General features: G+C 73.4%; 13 protein-coding genes. 10 read left to right on the top strand and 3 right to left on the bottom strand.

Annotated features, from left to right (window positions below):
* The first annotated feature begins 17 nt into the window (after positions 1-17).
* The 6 genes from AB0C99_RS26665 (at position 18) to AB0C99_RS26640 (ending at position 7,407) form a co-directional block, all read left to right on the top strand.
* Positions 18-863: a DegV family protein gene (locus tag AB0C99_RS26665; RefSeq protein ID WP_362479902.1), complete on the top strand. Its 846-nt coding sequence runs from the start codon at positions 18-20 to the stop codon at positions 861-863.
* 110 nt (positions 864-973) lie between these two features.
* Positions 974-1,996, top strand: a complete 1,023-nt coding sequence (locus tag AB0C99_RS26660; RefSeq protein ID WP_362479899.1) for a ComEA family DNA-binding protein — start codon at positions 974-976, stop codon at positions 1,994-1,996.
* On the top strand, positions 1,993-4,470 hold the full coding sequence (locus AB0C99_RS26655) for a ComEC/Rec2 family competence protein (protein ID WP_362479896.1): 2,478 nt from the start codon (positions 1,993-1,995) through the stop codon (positions 4,468-4,470). Before AB0C99_RS26660 ends, AB0C99_RS26655 begins: the two co-directional genes overlap by 4 nt.
* A gap of 56 nt (positions 4,471-4,526) precedes the next feature.
* Positions 4,527-5,120, top strand: coding sequence for a helix-turn-helix domain-containing protein (locus AB0C99_RS26650; protein ID WP_362479894.1), 594 nt, complete (start codon positions 4,527-4,529; stop codon positions 5,118-5,120).
* A gap of 5 nt (positions 5,121-5,125) precedes the next feature.
* Positions 5,126-6,406 (top strand): MFS transporter, encoded by a 1,281-nt coding sequence (locus AB0C99_RS26645; protein ID WP_362479891.1) that lies wholly within the window; start codon positions 5,126-5,128, stop codon positions 6,404-6,406.
* 116 nt (positions 6,407-6,522) lie between these two features.
* Positions 6,523-7,407, top strand: a complete 885-nt coding sequence (locus AB0C99_RS26640; RefSeq protein ID WP_362479888.1) for a YceI family protein — start codon at positions 6,523-6,525, stop codon at positions 7,405-7,407.
* A gap of 84 nt (positions 7,408-7,491) precedes the next feature.
* Here AB0C99_RS26640 and AB0C99_RS26635 read toward each other — a convergent pair whose 3' ends face one another.
* Positions 7,492-7,737 (bottom strand): hypothetical protein, encoded by a 246-nt coding sequence (locus tag AB0C99_RS26635; protein WP_362479885.1) that lies wholly within the window; start codon positions 7,735-7,737, stop codon positions 7,492-7,494.
* Between the two features lie 56 nt (positions 7,738-7,793).
* Here AB0C99_RS26635 and holA point away from each other — a divergent pair, with 56 nt between their 5' ends.
* Positions 7,794-8,783 (top strand): DNA polymerase III subunit delta, encoded by a 990-nt coding sequence (gene holA / locus AB0C99_RS26630; RefSeq protein WP_362479883.1) that lies wholly within the window; start codon positions 7,794-7,796, stop codon positions 8,781-8,783.
* A gap of 331 nt (positions 8,784-9,114) precedes the next feature.
* On the opposite strand, the gene rpsT is transcribed toward holA, so the two are convergent.
* A complete protein-coding gene (gene rpsT, locus AB0C99_RS26625) occupies positions 9,115-9,381 on the bottom strand; it encodes a 30S ribosomal protein S20 (RefSeq protein ID WP_362479881.1) in 267 nt (88 codons plus the stop codon).
* A 187-nt stretch (positions 9,382-9,568) separates the two neighbouring features.
* On the opposite strand from rpsT, the gene lepA reads away from it, so the two are divergent.
* From lepA to hemW, 3 genes are all read left to right on the top strand, one after another.
* Complete coding sequence (gene lepA / locus AB0C99_RS26620; RefSeq protein ID WP_362479878.1) at positions 9,569-11,440, top strand: translation elongation factor 4; 1,872 nt, start codon at positions 9,569-9,571, stop codon at positions 11,438-11,440.
* Between the two features lie 202 nt (positions 11,441-11,642).
* Positions 11,643-13,520 (top strand): AMP-dependent synthetase/ligase, encoded by a 1,878-nt coding sequence (locus AB0C99_RS26615; RefSeq protein WP_362479875.1) that lies wholly within the window; start codon positions 11,643-11,645, stop codon positions 13,518-13,520.
* A gap of 119 nt (positions 13,521-13,639) precedes the next feature.
* Entirely contained in the window at positions 13,640-14,872 is a 1,233-nt protein-coding gene (gene hemW, locus AB0C99_RS26610; RefSeq protein WP_362479872.1) for a radical SAM family heme chaperone HemW, read from the top strand.
* 96 nt (positions 14,873-14,968) lie between these two features.
* Here hemW and AB0C99_RS26605 read toward each other — a convergent pair whose 3' ends face one another.
* On the bottom strand, positions 14,969-15,781 hold the full coding sequence (locus AB0C99_RS26605) for a DUF3097 domain-containing protein (RefSeq protein WP_362479869.1): 813 nt from the start codon (positions 15,779-15,781) through the stop codon (positions 14,969-14,971).
* Positions 15,782-15,862 lie beyond the last annotated feature (81 nt).

The raw sequence follows: 15,862 nt of genomic DNA, 5'->3' as shown, positions 1-15,862 counted from the left end.
CGGGTAACCTCCCGCTCATGTCCCGGCATGTCGCGATCGTCACCGATTCCACGGCCTACCTGCCACCCCAGACGATGGAGCGGCACGCCATCACCTCCGTCCCGCTCACCGTCGTCATCGGCGACCGCGCGCTGGAGGAGGGCACCGAGATCTCGGCCCGTTCCCTCGCCGAGGCGCTGCAGAAGCGCCGCTCGGTGACTACCTCGCGGCCCGGCCCCGAGGTCTTCGCCGCGGCCTACCGGGCCGCCGCCGACGCGGGCGCCCGCGGCATCGTCTCGCTCCACCTGTCCGCCGAGTTCTCCGGGACGTACGACGCCGCCGTGGTGGCCGCGAAGGACGCCCCTGTGCCGGTACGGGTCGTGGACACCCGGATGGTGGGGATGGCGCTGGGCTTCTGCGCGCTGGCCGCCGCCGAGACGGCCGACGCGGGCGGCACGCTGGACGAGGCCGTCGCGGCGGCCGAGAAGCGGGCCGAGGGCACCTCCGCGTTCTTCTACGTCGACACCCTCGACTATCTGCGCCGGGGCGGGCGCATCGGCGCCGCGCAGGCGCTCCTCGGGTCCGCGCTGGCCGTGAAGCCGCTGCTGGAGCTGGACGGCGGGCGGATCGAGCTGCGGGAGAAGGTGCGCACGGCCTCGAAGGCGATCGCGCGCCTGGAGGAGATCGCGGTCGAGCGGGCCGGGGCCGGACCCGTCGACATCGCCGTCCACCACCTCGCCGCCCCCGACCGCGCCGCCGCGCTGGCCGAGCGGCTGCGGGGCCGGCTGCCGGCAGCGGCGGAGCTCCAGGTGACCGAGGTGGGCGCGGTGATCGGCGCGCACACCGGGCCGGGCCTGCTCGCGGTGGTCGTCTCGCCGCGCTGACGGTCCGGGGCGCACCCGTCCGGGTGACGGAGTTTTCCACAACTGGGCGGTAGTCCACTGGAATTGAGGGTCGTCGGCACGAGGGGTGGGATGCTCCTACCGTCTCGTCCATGACTCTTCGCACACACATCGCAACGACGCGTCGACGGACCCGGGGTGCCGCGGTCACGAGCGGCCCCGGCCGGGCGCCGGGCTCCGACGGACGGGCCCGGCACCGGGGCGGGTCGCGCGCCCGGCACGCGGCTCGGGGTGGGGTCGGGGCTGGGGCTGGGGCTGGCTTCGGGGTTCGGGCTGGGGCTGGGGGGTTTCCGGGCGTACGGGTTCGGGGCGAGGCGCTGTTTCCCGTGACCGCGCCGCCGCTCCCGCCGTCACCGCCTCCGCCCTCGCCGCCTCCGTCGCCGCCCCCGGAGGCTTCGCCGTCGCGGGGGCCGACGCGACGGGCGCGGTTGCGGTTCGCGCTGCGGGACCGGCTGCCGTTGTGGGCGCAGACCCGATGCGGGCTCGAACGGCGCTCGCTGGCCGCGCTCGCCGTGGTCCTCCTGGTGGCCGCGGGGGTCGCGGGCGCGTTCTTCTGGACCGGGCGGCCCGAGCGGGTCAGGGCCCCCGAAGTCGTCGGCGCGGTCCGGCCGCTGCCGGAGGCCGGGGCGCCGGCCGGGGAGCCGGAGTCGGCTTCGCCGTCGCCGTTGCCCTCGGCCTCGGCGGCCGTGGTCGTCGTGGACGTCGGCGGCAAGGTGCGCACTCCCGGGGTGCTCACGCTGCCCGCGGGCTCCCGGGTCGCCGACGCGCTGCGGGCGGCGGGCGGGGTGCGGCCAGGGGCGGACGTCACGGGCCTGAACCGGGCCCGGGTGCTGCTGGACGGCGAGCAGGTCCTCGTGGGGCTTCCGGCGGCGCCCGGCAGTGTCGCGGGGGCGGCGGGACCGGCGGGAGTGCCGGGGCCCGCGCAGCCGCTGAGCCTCAACGGGGCGACCGTGGAGCAGCTCGACGGCCTGCCGGGAGTGGGCCCGGTGCTGGCCCGGCACATCGTGGAGCACCGCGTCGAGCACGGCGGCTTCCGGTCGGTCGCCGAGCTGCGCGAGGTCGACGGGATCGGCGAGCGCCGGTTCGCCGACCTGGAACCGCTGGTGCGGCCATGAGCCCCGGAGACCGCGTGCCGTGGGACGAGGGACCGGCCGATCTGCGGCTCGTGCCGCCGGCCCTGGCCGCGTGGGGCGGGGCGGCCGTGGCCGTGGGGGTCACCGGCTGGTGGAGCGTGGCGGGCGTGCTGCTCTGCCTGGCCGGGGCCGCGCCGCTGCTGCGGCCCGTGGCGCGGCCGGGGCTGCGGGCCACCGCCTGCGCCGGGGTGCTGCTCTGCGCCGCCGCCGGTGCGGCGTCCGGCGGGCTGCACGCGGCCGACCTGCGGCGCGGTCCGGTCCCCGGGCTCGCCAGGGACGGCGGGCGGGTGACGGCGGAGGTGGTCCTGGGCTCGGACCCGCGACTGACCCGGCCACGGCAGGCCGGAAGCCGTGCGATGCCGGTCTCCGTGGTCCTGGAGGGCGAGGCCGTCCTGGTCGAGGACCGGGACGGCGCCGTGCACCGGACCCGGGCGCCGGTGCTGGTCCTGGTGCCCGCCGGCGAGGGGCGCGGGGAGTGGCTGCGGCTGCTGCCGTCGACCCGGCTGCGGGTGGCGGGCCGGCTCGGGCTCCCGTCGCGCCCGGGCGATCCCTTCGCCGCCGTGCTCCGGGCGGACGGCGCCGGGCCGCCCCGGATCACCGGGCCGCCGAGCGCGCTCCAGCGCACGGCCGGGGAGCTGCGGGCCGGGCTGCGGCGGGCCACGGAGGAACTGCCCCCGGACGCGCGGGCGCTGTTGCCGGGCCTGGTGGTCGGCGACACCTCGCGGATCGGCCCCGACCTGGAGGCCGCCTTCGAGGCGACCGACCTCACGCACCTGTTGGCCGTCTCCGGATCGAACCTCACCGTGGTGCTGCTCCTGCTGATCGGCCGGCCGGGGTCCGCGCAGCGGGTCGAGCGCGGGGGGCTCGCGCCGAGGCTCGGGATCTCGCTGCGGACCACCGCCGTGGTCGGGGGCGTGCTGACGCTGGCGTTCGTGGTGGTGTGCCGGCCGGACCCGAGCGTGCTGCGGGCGGCGGCGTGCGGGCTCGTCACGCTGCTGGCCGTCGCGACGGGCCGCCGCCGGTCGCTGATCCCGGCGCTCGCGGCGGCGGTGCTGGTCCTGGTGCTGTACGACCCGTGGCTGGCACGGAGTTACGGCTTCCTGCTGTCGGTGCTGGCCACCGGGGCGCTGCTCACGGTGGCCCCGCGGTGGAGCGAGGCGCTGCGGCGGCGCCGGGTGCCGGGCCGGATCGCGGAGGCGCTGGCGGCCACGCTGGCGGCGCAGGCGGTGTGCGCGCCGGTGGTGGCGGTGTTCGCGGCCCGGGTGAGCCTGGTCGCGGTCCCCGCCAACCTCCTCGTGGAGCCCGCGGTGGCCCCGGCCACGGTGCTCGGCTTCGCGGCCCTCGGGCTGGCGCAGGTGTGGCCGTGGGCGGCCGGGGCGGTGGCGGCGGTCGCCGGGTGGCCCGCCGGATGGATCGCGGGGGTGGCCAGGGCGGGGGCGGCGCTGCCCGGGGCGGAGACCGACTGGCCGGACGGCTGGCGGGGCGGGCTGCTGCTCGCGCTGCTCTCCGCGCTCGTGGTGACGGGCGCCCGGCGCCTGCCGTACCGGCGTTGGGTCGGGGCGGGCTGCGTGCTGCTGCTGTGCGTGGCGGTGGTGCGCCCGCCGCCGTTGGCGCGGTGGGCGACCGGCTGGCCGCCGCCGGGGTGGGTGTTCGCGATGTGCCAGGTCGGCCAGGGCGACGCGACGGTGCTGGCGGCCGGCGGGGACACCGCCGTGGTGGTGGACGCCGGGCCCGAACCGGCGCTGGTGGACCGGTGCCTGCGGGAGCTCGGGGTGCGCAGGATCCCGCTGCTGGTCCTGACCCATTTCCACGCCGACCATGTCGCCGGACTGCCCGGGGTGTTGCGGGGGCGGGCGGTGGGGGCGATCCAGACGACCGGGCTCGCGCGGCCGCCCGAGCAGGCGGAGTTCGTGCGCCGGACGGCAGCGGCGGCGGGCGTCCCGCTGGTGCGGGCCCGGGCGGGGGAGCGGCGGGTGCTGGGGCCTTTGGAGTGGCGGGTGTTGTGGGCGGGGGAGGCGGCGGGCGCGTCGGCGGGGCGGGGAGGGGGCACCCGTGGCGGGTTCGGGGAGGACGGAGAGGAGGACGGGGCCAATGACGCGAGTGTGACGCTGTTCGTGCGGGCGGCGGGCGGGCTGCGCCTGTTGCTGCTCGGGGATCTCGAACCCCCGGGCCAGCGGGGCCTGTTGCGGGCGTACCCGGGGTTGCCGGCCGTCGATGTGCTGAAGGTCGCGCACCACGGCTCCGCCCACCAGGACCCGGGGCTGATACGGGCGGTGCGGCCCCGCCTGGCGCTGGTGTCGGCGGGCCGGGACAACCCGTACGGGCACCCCTCGCCGCTCACCGTCGGGGCGCTGCGGGCCGGTGGGGCGCGGGTGCTGAGCACGGACCGGGACGGGGCCGTCGCGGTGACGGGGGCGGGGGACACGTTGACGGCCCACGCGCTGGGCGCCTTCTAGGGAGTCCTTCTAAAGAAATCCTTGTAAAGGAGTCTTTCTAAAGATACCTTTTCATCATGACGGAGCAGGAACAGCCGCACGAACAGCGGCACAGCATCGAGCTGACCGACCCGCGCGCCCTGCGGGCCTACGCCCACCCCACCCGGATGACCCTCGTGGGCCTGCTGCGCAAGAGCGGCCCGTACACCGCCACCCAGGCGGCCGAGCTGGTCGGCGAGTCGGTGGCCAGCTGCTCGTACCACCTGCGGATGCTCGCCAAGTACGGGCTCGTCGAGCAGGCGCCCGGCGGCAAGGGGAGGGAGAAGCCCTGGCGGGCGACGGCCCGGTTCACCGAGTGGCCGGAGCGCAGCGAGGACGCCGCCGTCGCCCAGGCGGCGGACGCCCTCAGCGCCGCCGTCGCGGAGCACTACTTCCAGCGGGTCGTCAGGGCCATCGAGAACCGGCACACCCTGCCCGCCGAATGGCGGGAGGCCGAGGAGTTCGGCGACACGCTGCTCCATCTGACCCCCGAGGAGCTGACCGGCCTCGGGCAGCGGATCGACGAGCTCATGCGCCCCTATGAGGAGCGCGAGAACGACCCTGCACAGCGGCCCGAGGGGGCCCGCCCCGTGGGGATCCTGCGCATCGCCTTCGTGGACCGGGAGGAGTGACAGAGGTGGCGATCGCCGAACGCGTACCCGCGCTGATGCGGGAACGGCCCTTCCGGAGGTACTGGACGGGGCAGACCGTCTCCTTCGTGGGGGACCAGATCTCCCTCATGGCCCTCCCGCTCGCCGCCGTCCTGGTGCTCGGCGCCGACGCGGCGCAGATGGGCTGGCTCAAGACGGCCGAGCTGCTGCCCGCGCTGCTGCTCAACCTGCCGCTCGGCGCCTGGGCCGACCGGCAGGCGCGGCGGCGGCGCGCCATGATCGCGGCGGACCTCGGCCGGGCGGCGCTGCTGATCACCCTCCCCGTGGCCTATCTGCTCGACCTGCTGACCCTCGGGCACCTGTACGCGGTGGCCTTCGGGGTGGGGGCGCTCACGGTGCTGTTCGAGGCGTGCAACACCACGCTGTTCGTGGCGATGGTCCCCACCGACCGTTACGTACAGGCCAACTCGCTCGTCAACGGCAGCCGTTCGATGGCGTGGCTCGCGGGTCCGGGCATCGGCGGTGTGCTGGTGCAGGTCCTCACCGCGCCGTTCGCGCTGGCGGCGGACGCGCTGACCTACGTCGTCTCGGCCGGCTACCTGGCCCGGATCCGGCCCGTCGAGCCGGCGCCCGCACCCGTCGAGAAGGGACACTTCGTCCAGGGACTGCGCTGGGTGCTGCGGAACGCGTCGATGCGCGCGCTGTTCGCCGCCTCCGGGACGGTCCAGTTCTTCAACTACATGTTCCACACCCTCTTCGTGCTCTACGCGACGGCCGAACTCGGCCTGAGCGCCGGTGTGCTGGGCGCCGTGCTCGCGGCGGGGGCCGTGGGCGGTCTGCTCGGGGCGGCGTGCAGCGGCGCGGTCGTCCGGGCGATCGGGATCGGCCCCTCGCTGGTGGCCGGATTCGTGGGCTTCACCCTGCCGCTGGTGCTGATACCGCTCGCCGACGGGCCGCTGCCGATGGTCCTCGGGCTGCTGTTCGTCGCCGAGTTCCTGTCCTGCGTGGGGGTGATGCTGGTGGACATCGCCGCCGGGTCCTTCCAGATGGCGCTGATACCCGACCCGATCCGGTCCCGGGTGATGGGCGCCTTCCGCACCCTCAACCACGGCTTCCGCCCCCTGGGCGCGCTCGTCGGCGGCCTGCTCGGCACGGTCGTCGGGCTGCGGCCGACCCTCTGGATCGCCACGGTCGGGGCGGTGCTCGCCGTGCTGTGGGTGCTGCCCTCGCCGCTGGCGCGGCTGCGGGAGCTGCCGGAGCGGGACGAGGTGCCGGAGGACCATGCGGAATATTCGGACTCCCGGTAACACTTGCGTCGTTTGCCTCGAACCTCTCATCAGTGATCGAATGCGTCTTCGTTGATGAAGTGAACGAGTGAGCGAGACACCGGCCGGCGCCGGTGGCAGGTCCGGGGGTACGTGACATGTTCGGTGGTCTGTTCGGCAAGCGCGGTTCGGCGGCGGCCCGGGGAGGCCCGCTCGCGGGACTCACCGTCCCGCCCTCGGCGGGCGTCCTCACCTGCCGGGTCCTGGACCCCGTCGACGAGCCGGTCCGCCAGGCCGAGTTCACGGTCAGCGACACGGCGGGCCGCAAGGTTCTCGCCGGGGAGACCGACCCGTACGGCAGCGTGCTGGCGACGGTGCCGGCGGGGGAGTACCGGCTCGCGGTGACCGCCGAGGGCTACACGCCGTACCGCGGCGTGGCGGTCGTCCCCGAGCACGGCGTCGCCGCCCTCGGCGACCTGGCGCTCCAGATCGCGCCCCAGGCCCAGCTCCCCGAGCCCGGGGACTGGGACATCGACCCCACGCACTCCCAGATCGGCTTCACCGCGCGGCACATCGGACTGGCCCGGATCCACGGCCGGTTCAACAGCTTCGCCGGTGTCGTGCGGATCGCCGAGCGCATGGAGCAGTCCGCGATGCACGTGGTGATCGACGCCGCCTCCATCGACACGGGGGTCCAGATGCGCGACGACCACCTGCGCTCCGGCGACTTCCTCGACATCGGCGCGTACCCGACGATCGAGTTCTACAGCGAGCGCTTCACCCACCGGGGCGGCAGCCGCTGGGGCGTCACCGGCGCGCTCACCCTGCACGGCGTCAGCCGCACGGTGACCCTGGACACCCAGTACCTCGGCATCGGCAGCGGGCTCGAAGGCGAGACCCGGTCCGCCTGCCGCGCGACCACCGAGCTGCACCGCGAGGACTTCACGCTGACCTGGCAGACGCTGCTCGCGCGGGGCATCGCGGCCGTCGGCTCCAGCATCACGATCGATCTGGACGTGCAGATCGTTCCCAGGAAGCCGTAGGCCGCAGGCCGCAGTGCGTAGTCCGGCGGTCGGCAGTCCGCGCAGCCTCTAGTCCGTAATCCGTAATCCGTAATCCGTCGTCCGTTACGGCGCCTCCAGCCAGCCGTCGTGTTCGGCGGCCAGCGCGTCGAGGGACGCCGGGTCGAGCAGGCCCCGCGGGTCCTCCACGACCACCAGCCACTGGGCGTCCTCGGCGTCGTCCTCGCCGGCCAGGGCGTCCCGGACCAGCTGGGGCTCCTCGGACAGGCCGAAACGGTCGGGCAGCTCCTCGGCGACCGCCTCGGCGGCGTCGCGGTCGGGGAGTACCAGTACGTGTCTCACATCGCTCACGTGCACATTCTCGACGATGGCCCGGCTGTCGGTGGCGCGTGGGATGCTGGAGCGCGATGGCCACCAGAAAGACTTCCACCGACGACCTCCTCGCCCCCGTCACGCTCGCCGTGGGCCAGGAGGACCTGCTCCTCGACCGCGCGGTCCGCGAGGTGGTGGCGGCGGCCCGCGCCGCCGACGCCGACACGGACGTGCGGGACCTCGCCCCCGAGCAGCTCCAGCCCGGCGCCCTCGCGGAGCTGACCAGCCCCTCGCTCTTCGCCGAGCGCAAGGTCCTGGTCATGCGGAACGCGCAGGACCTCCCGGCGGAGACGATCAAGGAGATCAAGGCGTATCTCGACGCGCCGGCCGAGGAGATCACCCTCGTCGTGCTGCACGCTGGTGGCGCGAAGGGCAAGGGACTGCTCGACGCCGCCCGCAAGGCCGGGGCGCGCGAGGTGGCCTGCCCGAAGACCACCAAGCCCGCCGAGCGGCTGACCTTCGTGCGGCAGGAGTTCCGGGCGCTCGGGCGGGCGGCCACGCCCGAGGCGTGCCAGGTGCTCGTCGACGCGATCGGCAGCGACCTGCGCGAGCTGGCCGCCGCCGTCGCGCAGCTCACGGCGGACGTGGACGGCACCATCGACGAGGCCGTGGTCGGGCGCTATTACACGGGCCGTGCCGAGGCGTCCTCCTTCACGGTCGCGGACCGGGCCGTCGAGGGGCGGGCGGCGGAGGCCCTGGAGGCACTGCGCTGGTCGCTCTCGACCGGGGTCGCGCCCGTGCTGATCACCAGCGCCCTCGCGCAGGGCGTCCGGGCCATCGGCAAGCTCTCCTCCGCCCGCGGCGGGCGGCCCGCCGACCTCGCGCGCGAGCTGGGGATGCCGCCCTGGAAGATCGACCGGGTGCGCCAGCAGATGCGGGGCTGGACCCCCGACGGCGTCTCCCTCGCCCTGCGCGCGGTCGCGGAGGCCGACGCCGGTGTCAAGGGCGGCGGCGACGACCCCGAGTACGCGCTGGAGAAGGCGGTCGTCACGATCGCGCGGGCCGCGCGGATGCGGCGGGGCTGAGCCCTGTAGGACGCGTGGGCGGCCCGTACCCCGTCTCCGGGTCCGTATCCGTACCCGTATCCGAGCCCGTCTCCGTACCCGTATCCGTATCCGAGCCCGTCTCCGTACCCGTATCCGGGCTCGTATCCCTTCTCGGCCCCGCCCCTCCTCGTACCCCGGATACGCCTCGGGCCCCGCGCTCTCCTGGGGAAGGAGGGCGCGGGGCCCGATGGTTCACGCTTGGTGGCCCGTACACGCGTGGCGAACGCGTCTCGCGTACGTGGCCGGGGGTGGCCGGGCGGGAGCGGTTAGAGGGCCCGCTGGAGTCCCGTGCGGCCGGTCACATCAGAGCTCAGCCCTGGAGGGAGGCAACCTTGGTGGCCAGCGCCGACTTCTTGTTGGCGGCGGCGTTCTTGTGGATGACACCCTTCGAGACAGCCTTGTCGAGCTGACGCGAAGCGGCACGGGAGGCCACAGTGGCCTTCTCGAGGTCGCCGGCGGCGACAGCCTCGCGGGCCTTGCGGATCGCGGTCTTGAGCGACGACTTGACGGCCTTGTTGCGCAGGCGCGCCTTCTCGTTGGTCTTGTTCCGCTTGATCTGGGACTTGATGTTCGCCACGAAAAGAGCCTTTACAGGTTCGATGTTTCTTTCAGGATGTGCCGCGCGGCTGAGAGGGCACACGAGACACAGCTGTCCACGATATCAGCCGTCCTCCACCCCGCCCAAACCGAGCGCCGGACCGCAGTCATGGGACCATGGAGCCTACGTATCCGTTCTGAACATCGCCCCGAGACGAGAACCCTGCGTGCCCGCGACTCCTACCAACGTGCCCGAGCCGAGCCGAACCGACCCGGCTCTGATCCGCAATTTCTGCATCATCGCGCACATCGACCACGGCAAGTCCACGCTCGCCGACCGGATGCTCCAGCTGACCGGTGTGGTCGACCAGCGGCAGATGCGCGCCCAGTACCTCGACCGGATGGACATCGAGCGCGAGCGCGGCATCACGATCAAGTCCCAGGCGGTCCGCCTGCCCTGGGCGCCCACCGACGGGCAGGGTGAGGGCAGGACGCACATCCTGAACATGATCGACACCCCCGGGCACGTCGACTTCACCTATGAGGTGTCGCGGTCGCTCGCCGCCTGTGAGGGCACGATCCTGCTGGTGGACGCGGCGCAGGGCATCGAGGCGCAGACCCTCGCGAACCTGTACCTGGCGATGGAGAACGACCTCACCATCGTCCCGGTCCTGAACAAGATCGACCTGCCGGCCGCCCAGCCGGAGAAGTTCTCCGAGGAGCTGGCCAACCTCATCGGCTGCCAGCCGGAGGACGTCCTCAAGGTCTCCGCGAAGACCGGCATGGGCGTCGAGGCGCTGCTCGACCGCGTCGTCCGCGACGTGCCGGCCCCGGTCGGCGTCGCCGACGCGCCCGCCCGCGCGATGATCTTCGACTCCGTCTACGACTCGTACCGCGGCGTCGTGACGTACGTCCGTGTCGTCGACGGGCAGCTCAACAAGCGCGAGCGCATCAAGATGATGTCGACCGGCGCCACCCACGAGCTGCTGGAGATCGGCGTCTCCTCGCCCGAGATGACCGCGTCGGACGGTCTGGGCGTCGGCGAGGTCGGCTACCTGATCACCGGCGTGAAGGACGTCCGCCAGTCCAAGGTCGGTGACACGATCACCTCCCTGAACAAGGGCGCCACCGAGGCCCTCGGCGGCTACAAGGACCCGAAGCCGATGGTGTTCTCGGGCCTCTACCCGCTGGACGGCTCGGAGTACCCGGACCTGCGCGAGGCGCTGGACAAGCTGCAGCTCAACGACGCCGCGCTGGTCTACGAGCCGGAGACCTCCGCGGCCCTCGGCTTCGGCTTCCGCGTCGGCTTCCTCGGCCTGCTGCACCTCGACGTGATCCGCGAGCGCCTGGAGCGCGAGTTCGGTCTCGACCTGATCGCCACCGCCCCCAACGTGGTCTACCGCGTGGTCATGGAGGACGGCAGCGAGTACACGGTCACCAACCCGAGCGAGTTCCCCGAGGGCAAGATCAACGACGTGTACGAGCCCGTCGTACGCGCCACGATCCTGGCCCCGAGCGAGTTCATCGGCGCGATCATGGAGCTGTGCCAGACCCGGCGCGGCACGCTGATCGGCATGGACTACCTCTCCGAGGACCGGGTGGAGATCCGCTACACCCTGCCCCTGGCCGAGATCGTCTTCGACTTCTTCGACCAGCTGAAGTCCAAGACCCGCGGCTACGCCTCGCTCGACTACGAGCCCACCGGCGAGCAGGCGTCCAGCCTGGTCAAGGTCGACATCCTGCTGCACGGCGACAAGGTCGACGCCTTCTCCGCCGTCACGCACAAGGACGCCGCCTACGCCTACGGCGTGCGCCTGGTCGCCAAGCTGCGCGAGCTCATCCCCCGGCAGGCGTTCGAGGTGCCGATCCAGGCCGCGATCGGCTCCCGGGTGATCGCCCGCGAGACCATCCGCGCCATCCGCAAGGACGTCCTCGCCAAGTGCTACGGCGGTGACATCTCCCGTAAGCGGAAGCTGCTGGAGAAGCAGAAGGAAGGCAAGAAGCGGATGAAGATGGTCGGCTCCGTGGAGGTCCCGCAGGAGGCGTTCATCGCCGTCCTGTCGAGCGACGACTCCGCGGGCGGCAAGGGCAAGAAGTAGGCCGCGCGGACGGCCACGAGATAGCTGTCCTATGCAACGAACGGGTCCGGGCGCGGGGTGCGCCCGGACCCGTTCGTTATATGCAGACCCTTACGCGCCCGTCCCAGGCGCTCTACGCTGAAGCCGCTCGAAGGTTACTCGCCAGTTAAATCCCCACGCCTGACCGAACGCCTGACCGCACCGCCGCCGCCCGGAGGACGTCGTGAGCGACACACAGACCCTGATCGAGAACCGGCCGCCGTCCGTGGCGACCCTTTTCCTTGAGCGCGTCGAGCGGACCCCGGACGCGGAGGCATACCGCTACCCGGTCCCCGCCGCCTCCGGCCAGGGCCCCGACGAGTGGAAGTCGCTCAGCTGGGCGCAGGCCGCCGAGCGGGTCTACGGGATCGCCGCCGGCCTCATCGACCTCGGCGTCCAGCCCGAGGAGCGGGTCGCGCTCGCCTCCTCGACCCGGGTCGAGTGGATCCTCTCCGACCTCGGCGTGATGTGCGCGGGCGCCGCCGTCACCACGGTCTATCCGCAGACCAACGCCGAGGAGTCGGCGTTCATCCTCTCCGACTCCGACTCGCGCGTGCTCATCGCGGAGAACGCCGAGCAGCTCGCCAAGGCCGTCGAGCGGCGCGCCGAGCTGACCCACCTGCACCACGTGGTCGTCATCGACGCCGAGGGCGCCGACACCTCCGACGAGTGGGTGCTGACCCTCGCCGAGCTGGAGGCGCGCGGCAAGGCGTACCTGGAGAAGCACCCGGAGGCCGTGAAGGAGCGGGTCGGGGCGATCACCGCCGAGCAGCTCGCCACCCTCATCTACACCTCCGGCACCACCGGCCGCCCCAAGGGCGTCCGCCTTCCGCACGACAACTGGTCGTACATGGCCAAGGCCATCGCCGCCACCGGCCTGGTCACCCAGGACGACGTGCAGTACCTGTGGCTGCCGCTCGCCCATGTCTTCGGCAAGGTGCTCACCTCGGGCCAGATCGAGGTCGGCCACGTCACCGCCGTCGACGGCCGCATCGACAAGATCATCGTGAACCTGCCGGTCGTCCAGCCCACCTACATGGCGGCCGTCCCGCGCATCTTCGAGAAGGTCTACAACGGGGTCGCCGCCAAGGCGCGCGAGGGCGGCGGCGCCAAGTACAAGATCTTCCAGTGGGCGGCCGGGGTCGCCCGCGAGTACGCCAAGGCCACCCAGGACAACTTCCGCCGCACCGGCACCGCCTCCGCGCCCTTCGGCCTCGCCGCCAAGCACAAGGTCGCCGACGCGCTCGTCTACAAGAAGCTCCGCGACGCCTTCGGCGGGCGGCTGCGCGCCGCCGTCTCCGGCTCCGTCGCGCTGGCCCCCGAGATCGGCTACTTCTTCTCCGGCGCGGGCATCCACATCCTGGAGGGCTACGGCCTGACGGAGTCCTCCGCCGCCTCCTTCGTCAACCCGGGCGAGGCGTACCGCACCGGCACCGTCGGCAAGCCGCTGCCCGGCACCGAGGTCCGGATCGCCGACGACGGCGAGATCCTGCTGCGCGGCCCCGGCATCATGGAGGGCTACCACGGCCTGCCGGAGAAGACGGCCGAGGTCCTGGAGGCCGACGGCTGGTTCCACACCGGCGACATCGGCGAGCTGTCCGCCGACGGCTACCTGCGGATCACCGACCGCAAGAAGGACCTGTTCAAGACCTCCGGCGGCAAGTACATCGCGCCGACCGAGGTCGAGGGCCGGTTCAAGGCCGTCTGCCCGTTCGTCTCCAACATCGTGGTGCTCGGCGCCGACCGGAACTACTGCTCCGCCCTGATCGCGCTCGACGAGCCCGCCATCCTGGGCTGGGCGGCCGAGCAGGGGCTGGGCGGGAAGCCGTACGCGGAGGTCGTGGCCGACCCGCGGACCCAGAAGCTCGTCGAGGGGTACGTCGCCCGCCTCAACGAGGGGCTGCAGCGCTGGCAGACGATCAAGAAGTTCCGGCTGCTGCCGCGCGACCTCGACGTCGAGCACGGCGAGCTCACCCCCAGCCTCAAGATGAAGCGGCCGGTCGTGGAGCGGACCTACCAGCACCTGATCGAGGAGATGTACGAGGGCGCGCGCGAGGCGTGAGCGGGCCCGAGGCGGACCTGAGGCGGACCTGAGAACGTGGTGATCCTCCCCTGACCTGCGGGTTCGCGGGTTATCCACAGGGGAGGCGGTCACGTCGGGCGGTACGGGACAATGGCTCCATGCCTTCCGTACTGCCCGATGGTGAGCCGATGCCCGAGGACGGGGCGCTGCCCGCCCACGCCCTGGAAGGGGCCGGCGAGCGTCCGCTCGGGTTCTATCTGCACGTGCCGTACTGCGCGACCCGCTGCGGCTACTGCGACTTCAACACGTACACCGCGAGCGAGCTGCGCGGCGCCGGCGGCGTGCTCGCCTCCCGGGAGAACTACGCGGGGCAGGTGGCCGAGGAGATCCGGCTGGCCCGCAAGGTCCTCGGCGACGACCCGCGCCCGGTCCGGACCGTCTTCGTCGGCGGCGGCACGCCCACGCTGCTCGACGCGGGCGACCTGGTCGCGATGCTCGGGGCGATCCGCGAGGAGTTCGGGCTCGCCGAGGACGCCGAGGTGACGACCGAGGCGAATCCGGAGTCCGTCGACCCCGCGTATCTGGCCGCGCTGCGCGAGGGCGGGTTCAACCGGATCTCCTTCGGGATGCAGAGCGCCCGGCAGCACGTGCTCAAGATCCTCGACCGCACCCACACCCCCGGGCGGCCCGAGGCGTGCGTCGCCGAGGCGCGGGCGGCGGGCTTCGAGCACGTCAACCTCGACCTCATCTACGGCACCCCCGGCGAGTCCGACGACGACTGGCGAGCCTCCCTCGACGCGGTGATCGGCGCCGGACCCGACCACGTCAGCGCCTACGCGCTCATCGTGGAGGAGGGCACGCAGCTCGCCCGGCGGATCCGCCGGGGCGAGATACCGATGACCGACGACGACGTCCACGCCGACCGCTACCTGATGGCGGAGGAGGCGCTGTCGGGGGCGGGCTTCGAGTGGTACGAGGTGTCCAACTGGGCCACCTCGGAGGCCGGGCGCTGCCTGCACAACGAGCTGTACTGGCGGGGCGCCGACTGGTGGGGCGCCGGGCCCGGCGCCCACAGCCACGTGGGCGGGGTGCGCTGGTGGAACGTCAAGCACCCGGGCGCCTACGCCGCCGCCCTCGGCGCGGGCCGGTCGCCCGGCGCCGGGCGCGAGCTGCTGTCGGCGGAGGACCGGCGGGTGGAGCGGATCCTGCTGGAACTGCGGCTCCGCGAGGGCGTCGAGCTGGGCCTCCTGAAGCCCGCGGGCCTGGCCGCGTCCCGCAAGGCCCTGGCCGACGGCCTGCTCGCCCCCGAGCCGTACGCGGAGGGCCGGGCGGTCCTGACCCTGCGGGGCCGCCTGCTCGCCGACGCGGTGGTGCGCGACCTGGTGGACTAGCGGACCGGCGGACCGGGAGCAGCGGACCGGCGGACCGGCGGGATCGGTGGACCGGCGGGAGCGGGGGCCCGGCCCGCCGCCGGGCCCGCCGCCCGGTCAGGCGTCCGCCGGTGCCGTCACGTGGTCGATGAGGTGTTCCACCGCGCCCAGGAGTTCGGGCTGGAGGTCCTTGTACGAGGTCACCTTCGACAGGATGTGCTGCCAGACCGCGCCCGTGTTGTCCGGCCAGCCGAGGGCGCGGCAGACGCCGGTCTTCCAGTCCTGGCCGCGCGGGACCGAGGGCCAGGCCGGGATGCCGAGGGAGGACGGCTTCACGGCCTCCCACACGTCGATGTACGGGTGGCCGACGATCAGCACGTCGGGGGAGGTCACCCGGGCCGCGATCCGGGACTCCTTGGAGCCCGGCACCAGGTGGTCGACCAGGACGCCAAGCCGGGCGTCCGGGGCCGGGGCGAAGTCGGCGACGATCGCCGGGAGGTCGTCGACACCCTCCACGTACTCCACGACCACGCCCTCGATCCGCAGGTCGTCGCCCCAGACGCGCTCCACCAGCTCGGCGTCGTGGCGGCCCTCGACGTAGATCCGGCCGGCCCGGGCGACCCGCGCCCGCGCGCCCGGGACCGCGACCGAGCCGGAGGCCGTCCGGGCGGGGCGGGACGGCGCCGGGCGGGAGGGCCGGACCAGCGTGACGACCCGGCCTTCGAGGAGGAAGCCGCGCGGCGCCAGCGGGAACACCCGGTGCTTGCCGAAGCGGTCCTCCAGCGTCACCGTGTCCGCCTCGCAGCGGATCACCGCCCCGCAGAAGCCGGTCGCGACCTCCTCCACCACCAGGTCGGCGTCCGCCGGGACCTCGGGGACGGGCGCCGAGCGCTTCCAGGGCGGGGTCAGGTCCGGGTTGTAGCTGCGCATGGGCTCCGATTCTCCGATTCCGTCCGGGGCGAGGTGCGAGATGCGAGATGCGAGATGTGAGGTGCGAGGTCCGAGGCGCGA

This window comes from Streptomyces sp. NPDC048659, from assembly GCF_040650575.1.
GTDB lineage: Bacteria > Actinomycetota > Actinomycetes > Streptomycetales > Streptomycetaceae > Streptomyces.
This window is presented reverse-complemented; position numbering and strand designations above follow the sequence as displayed.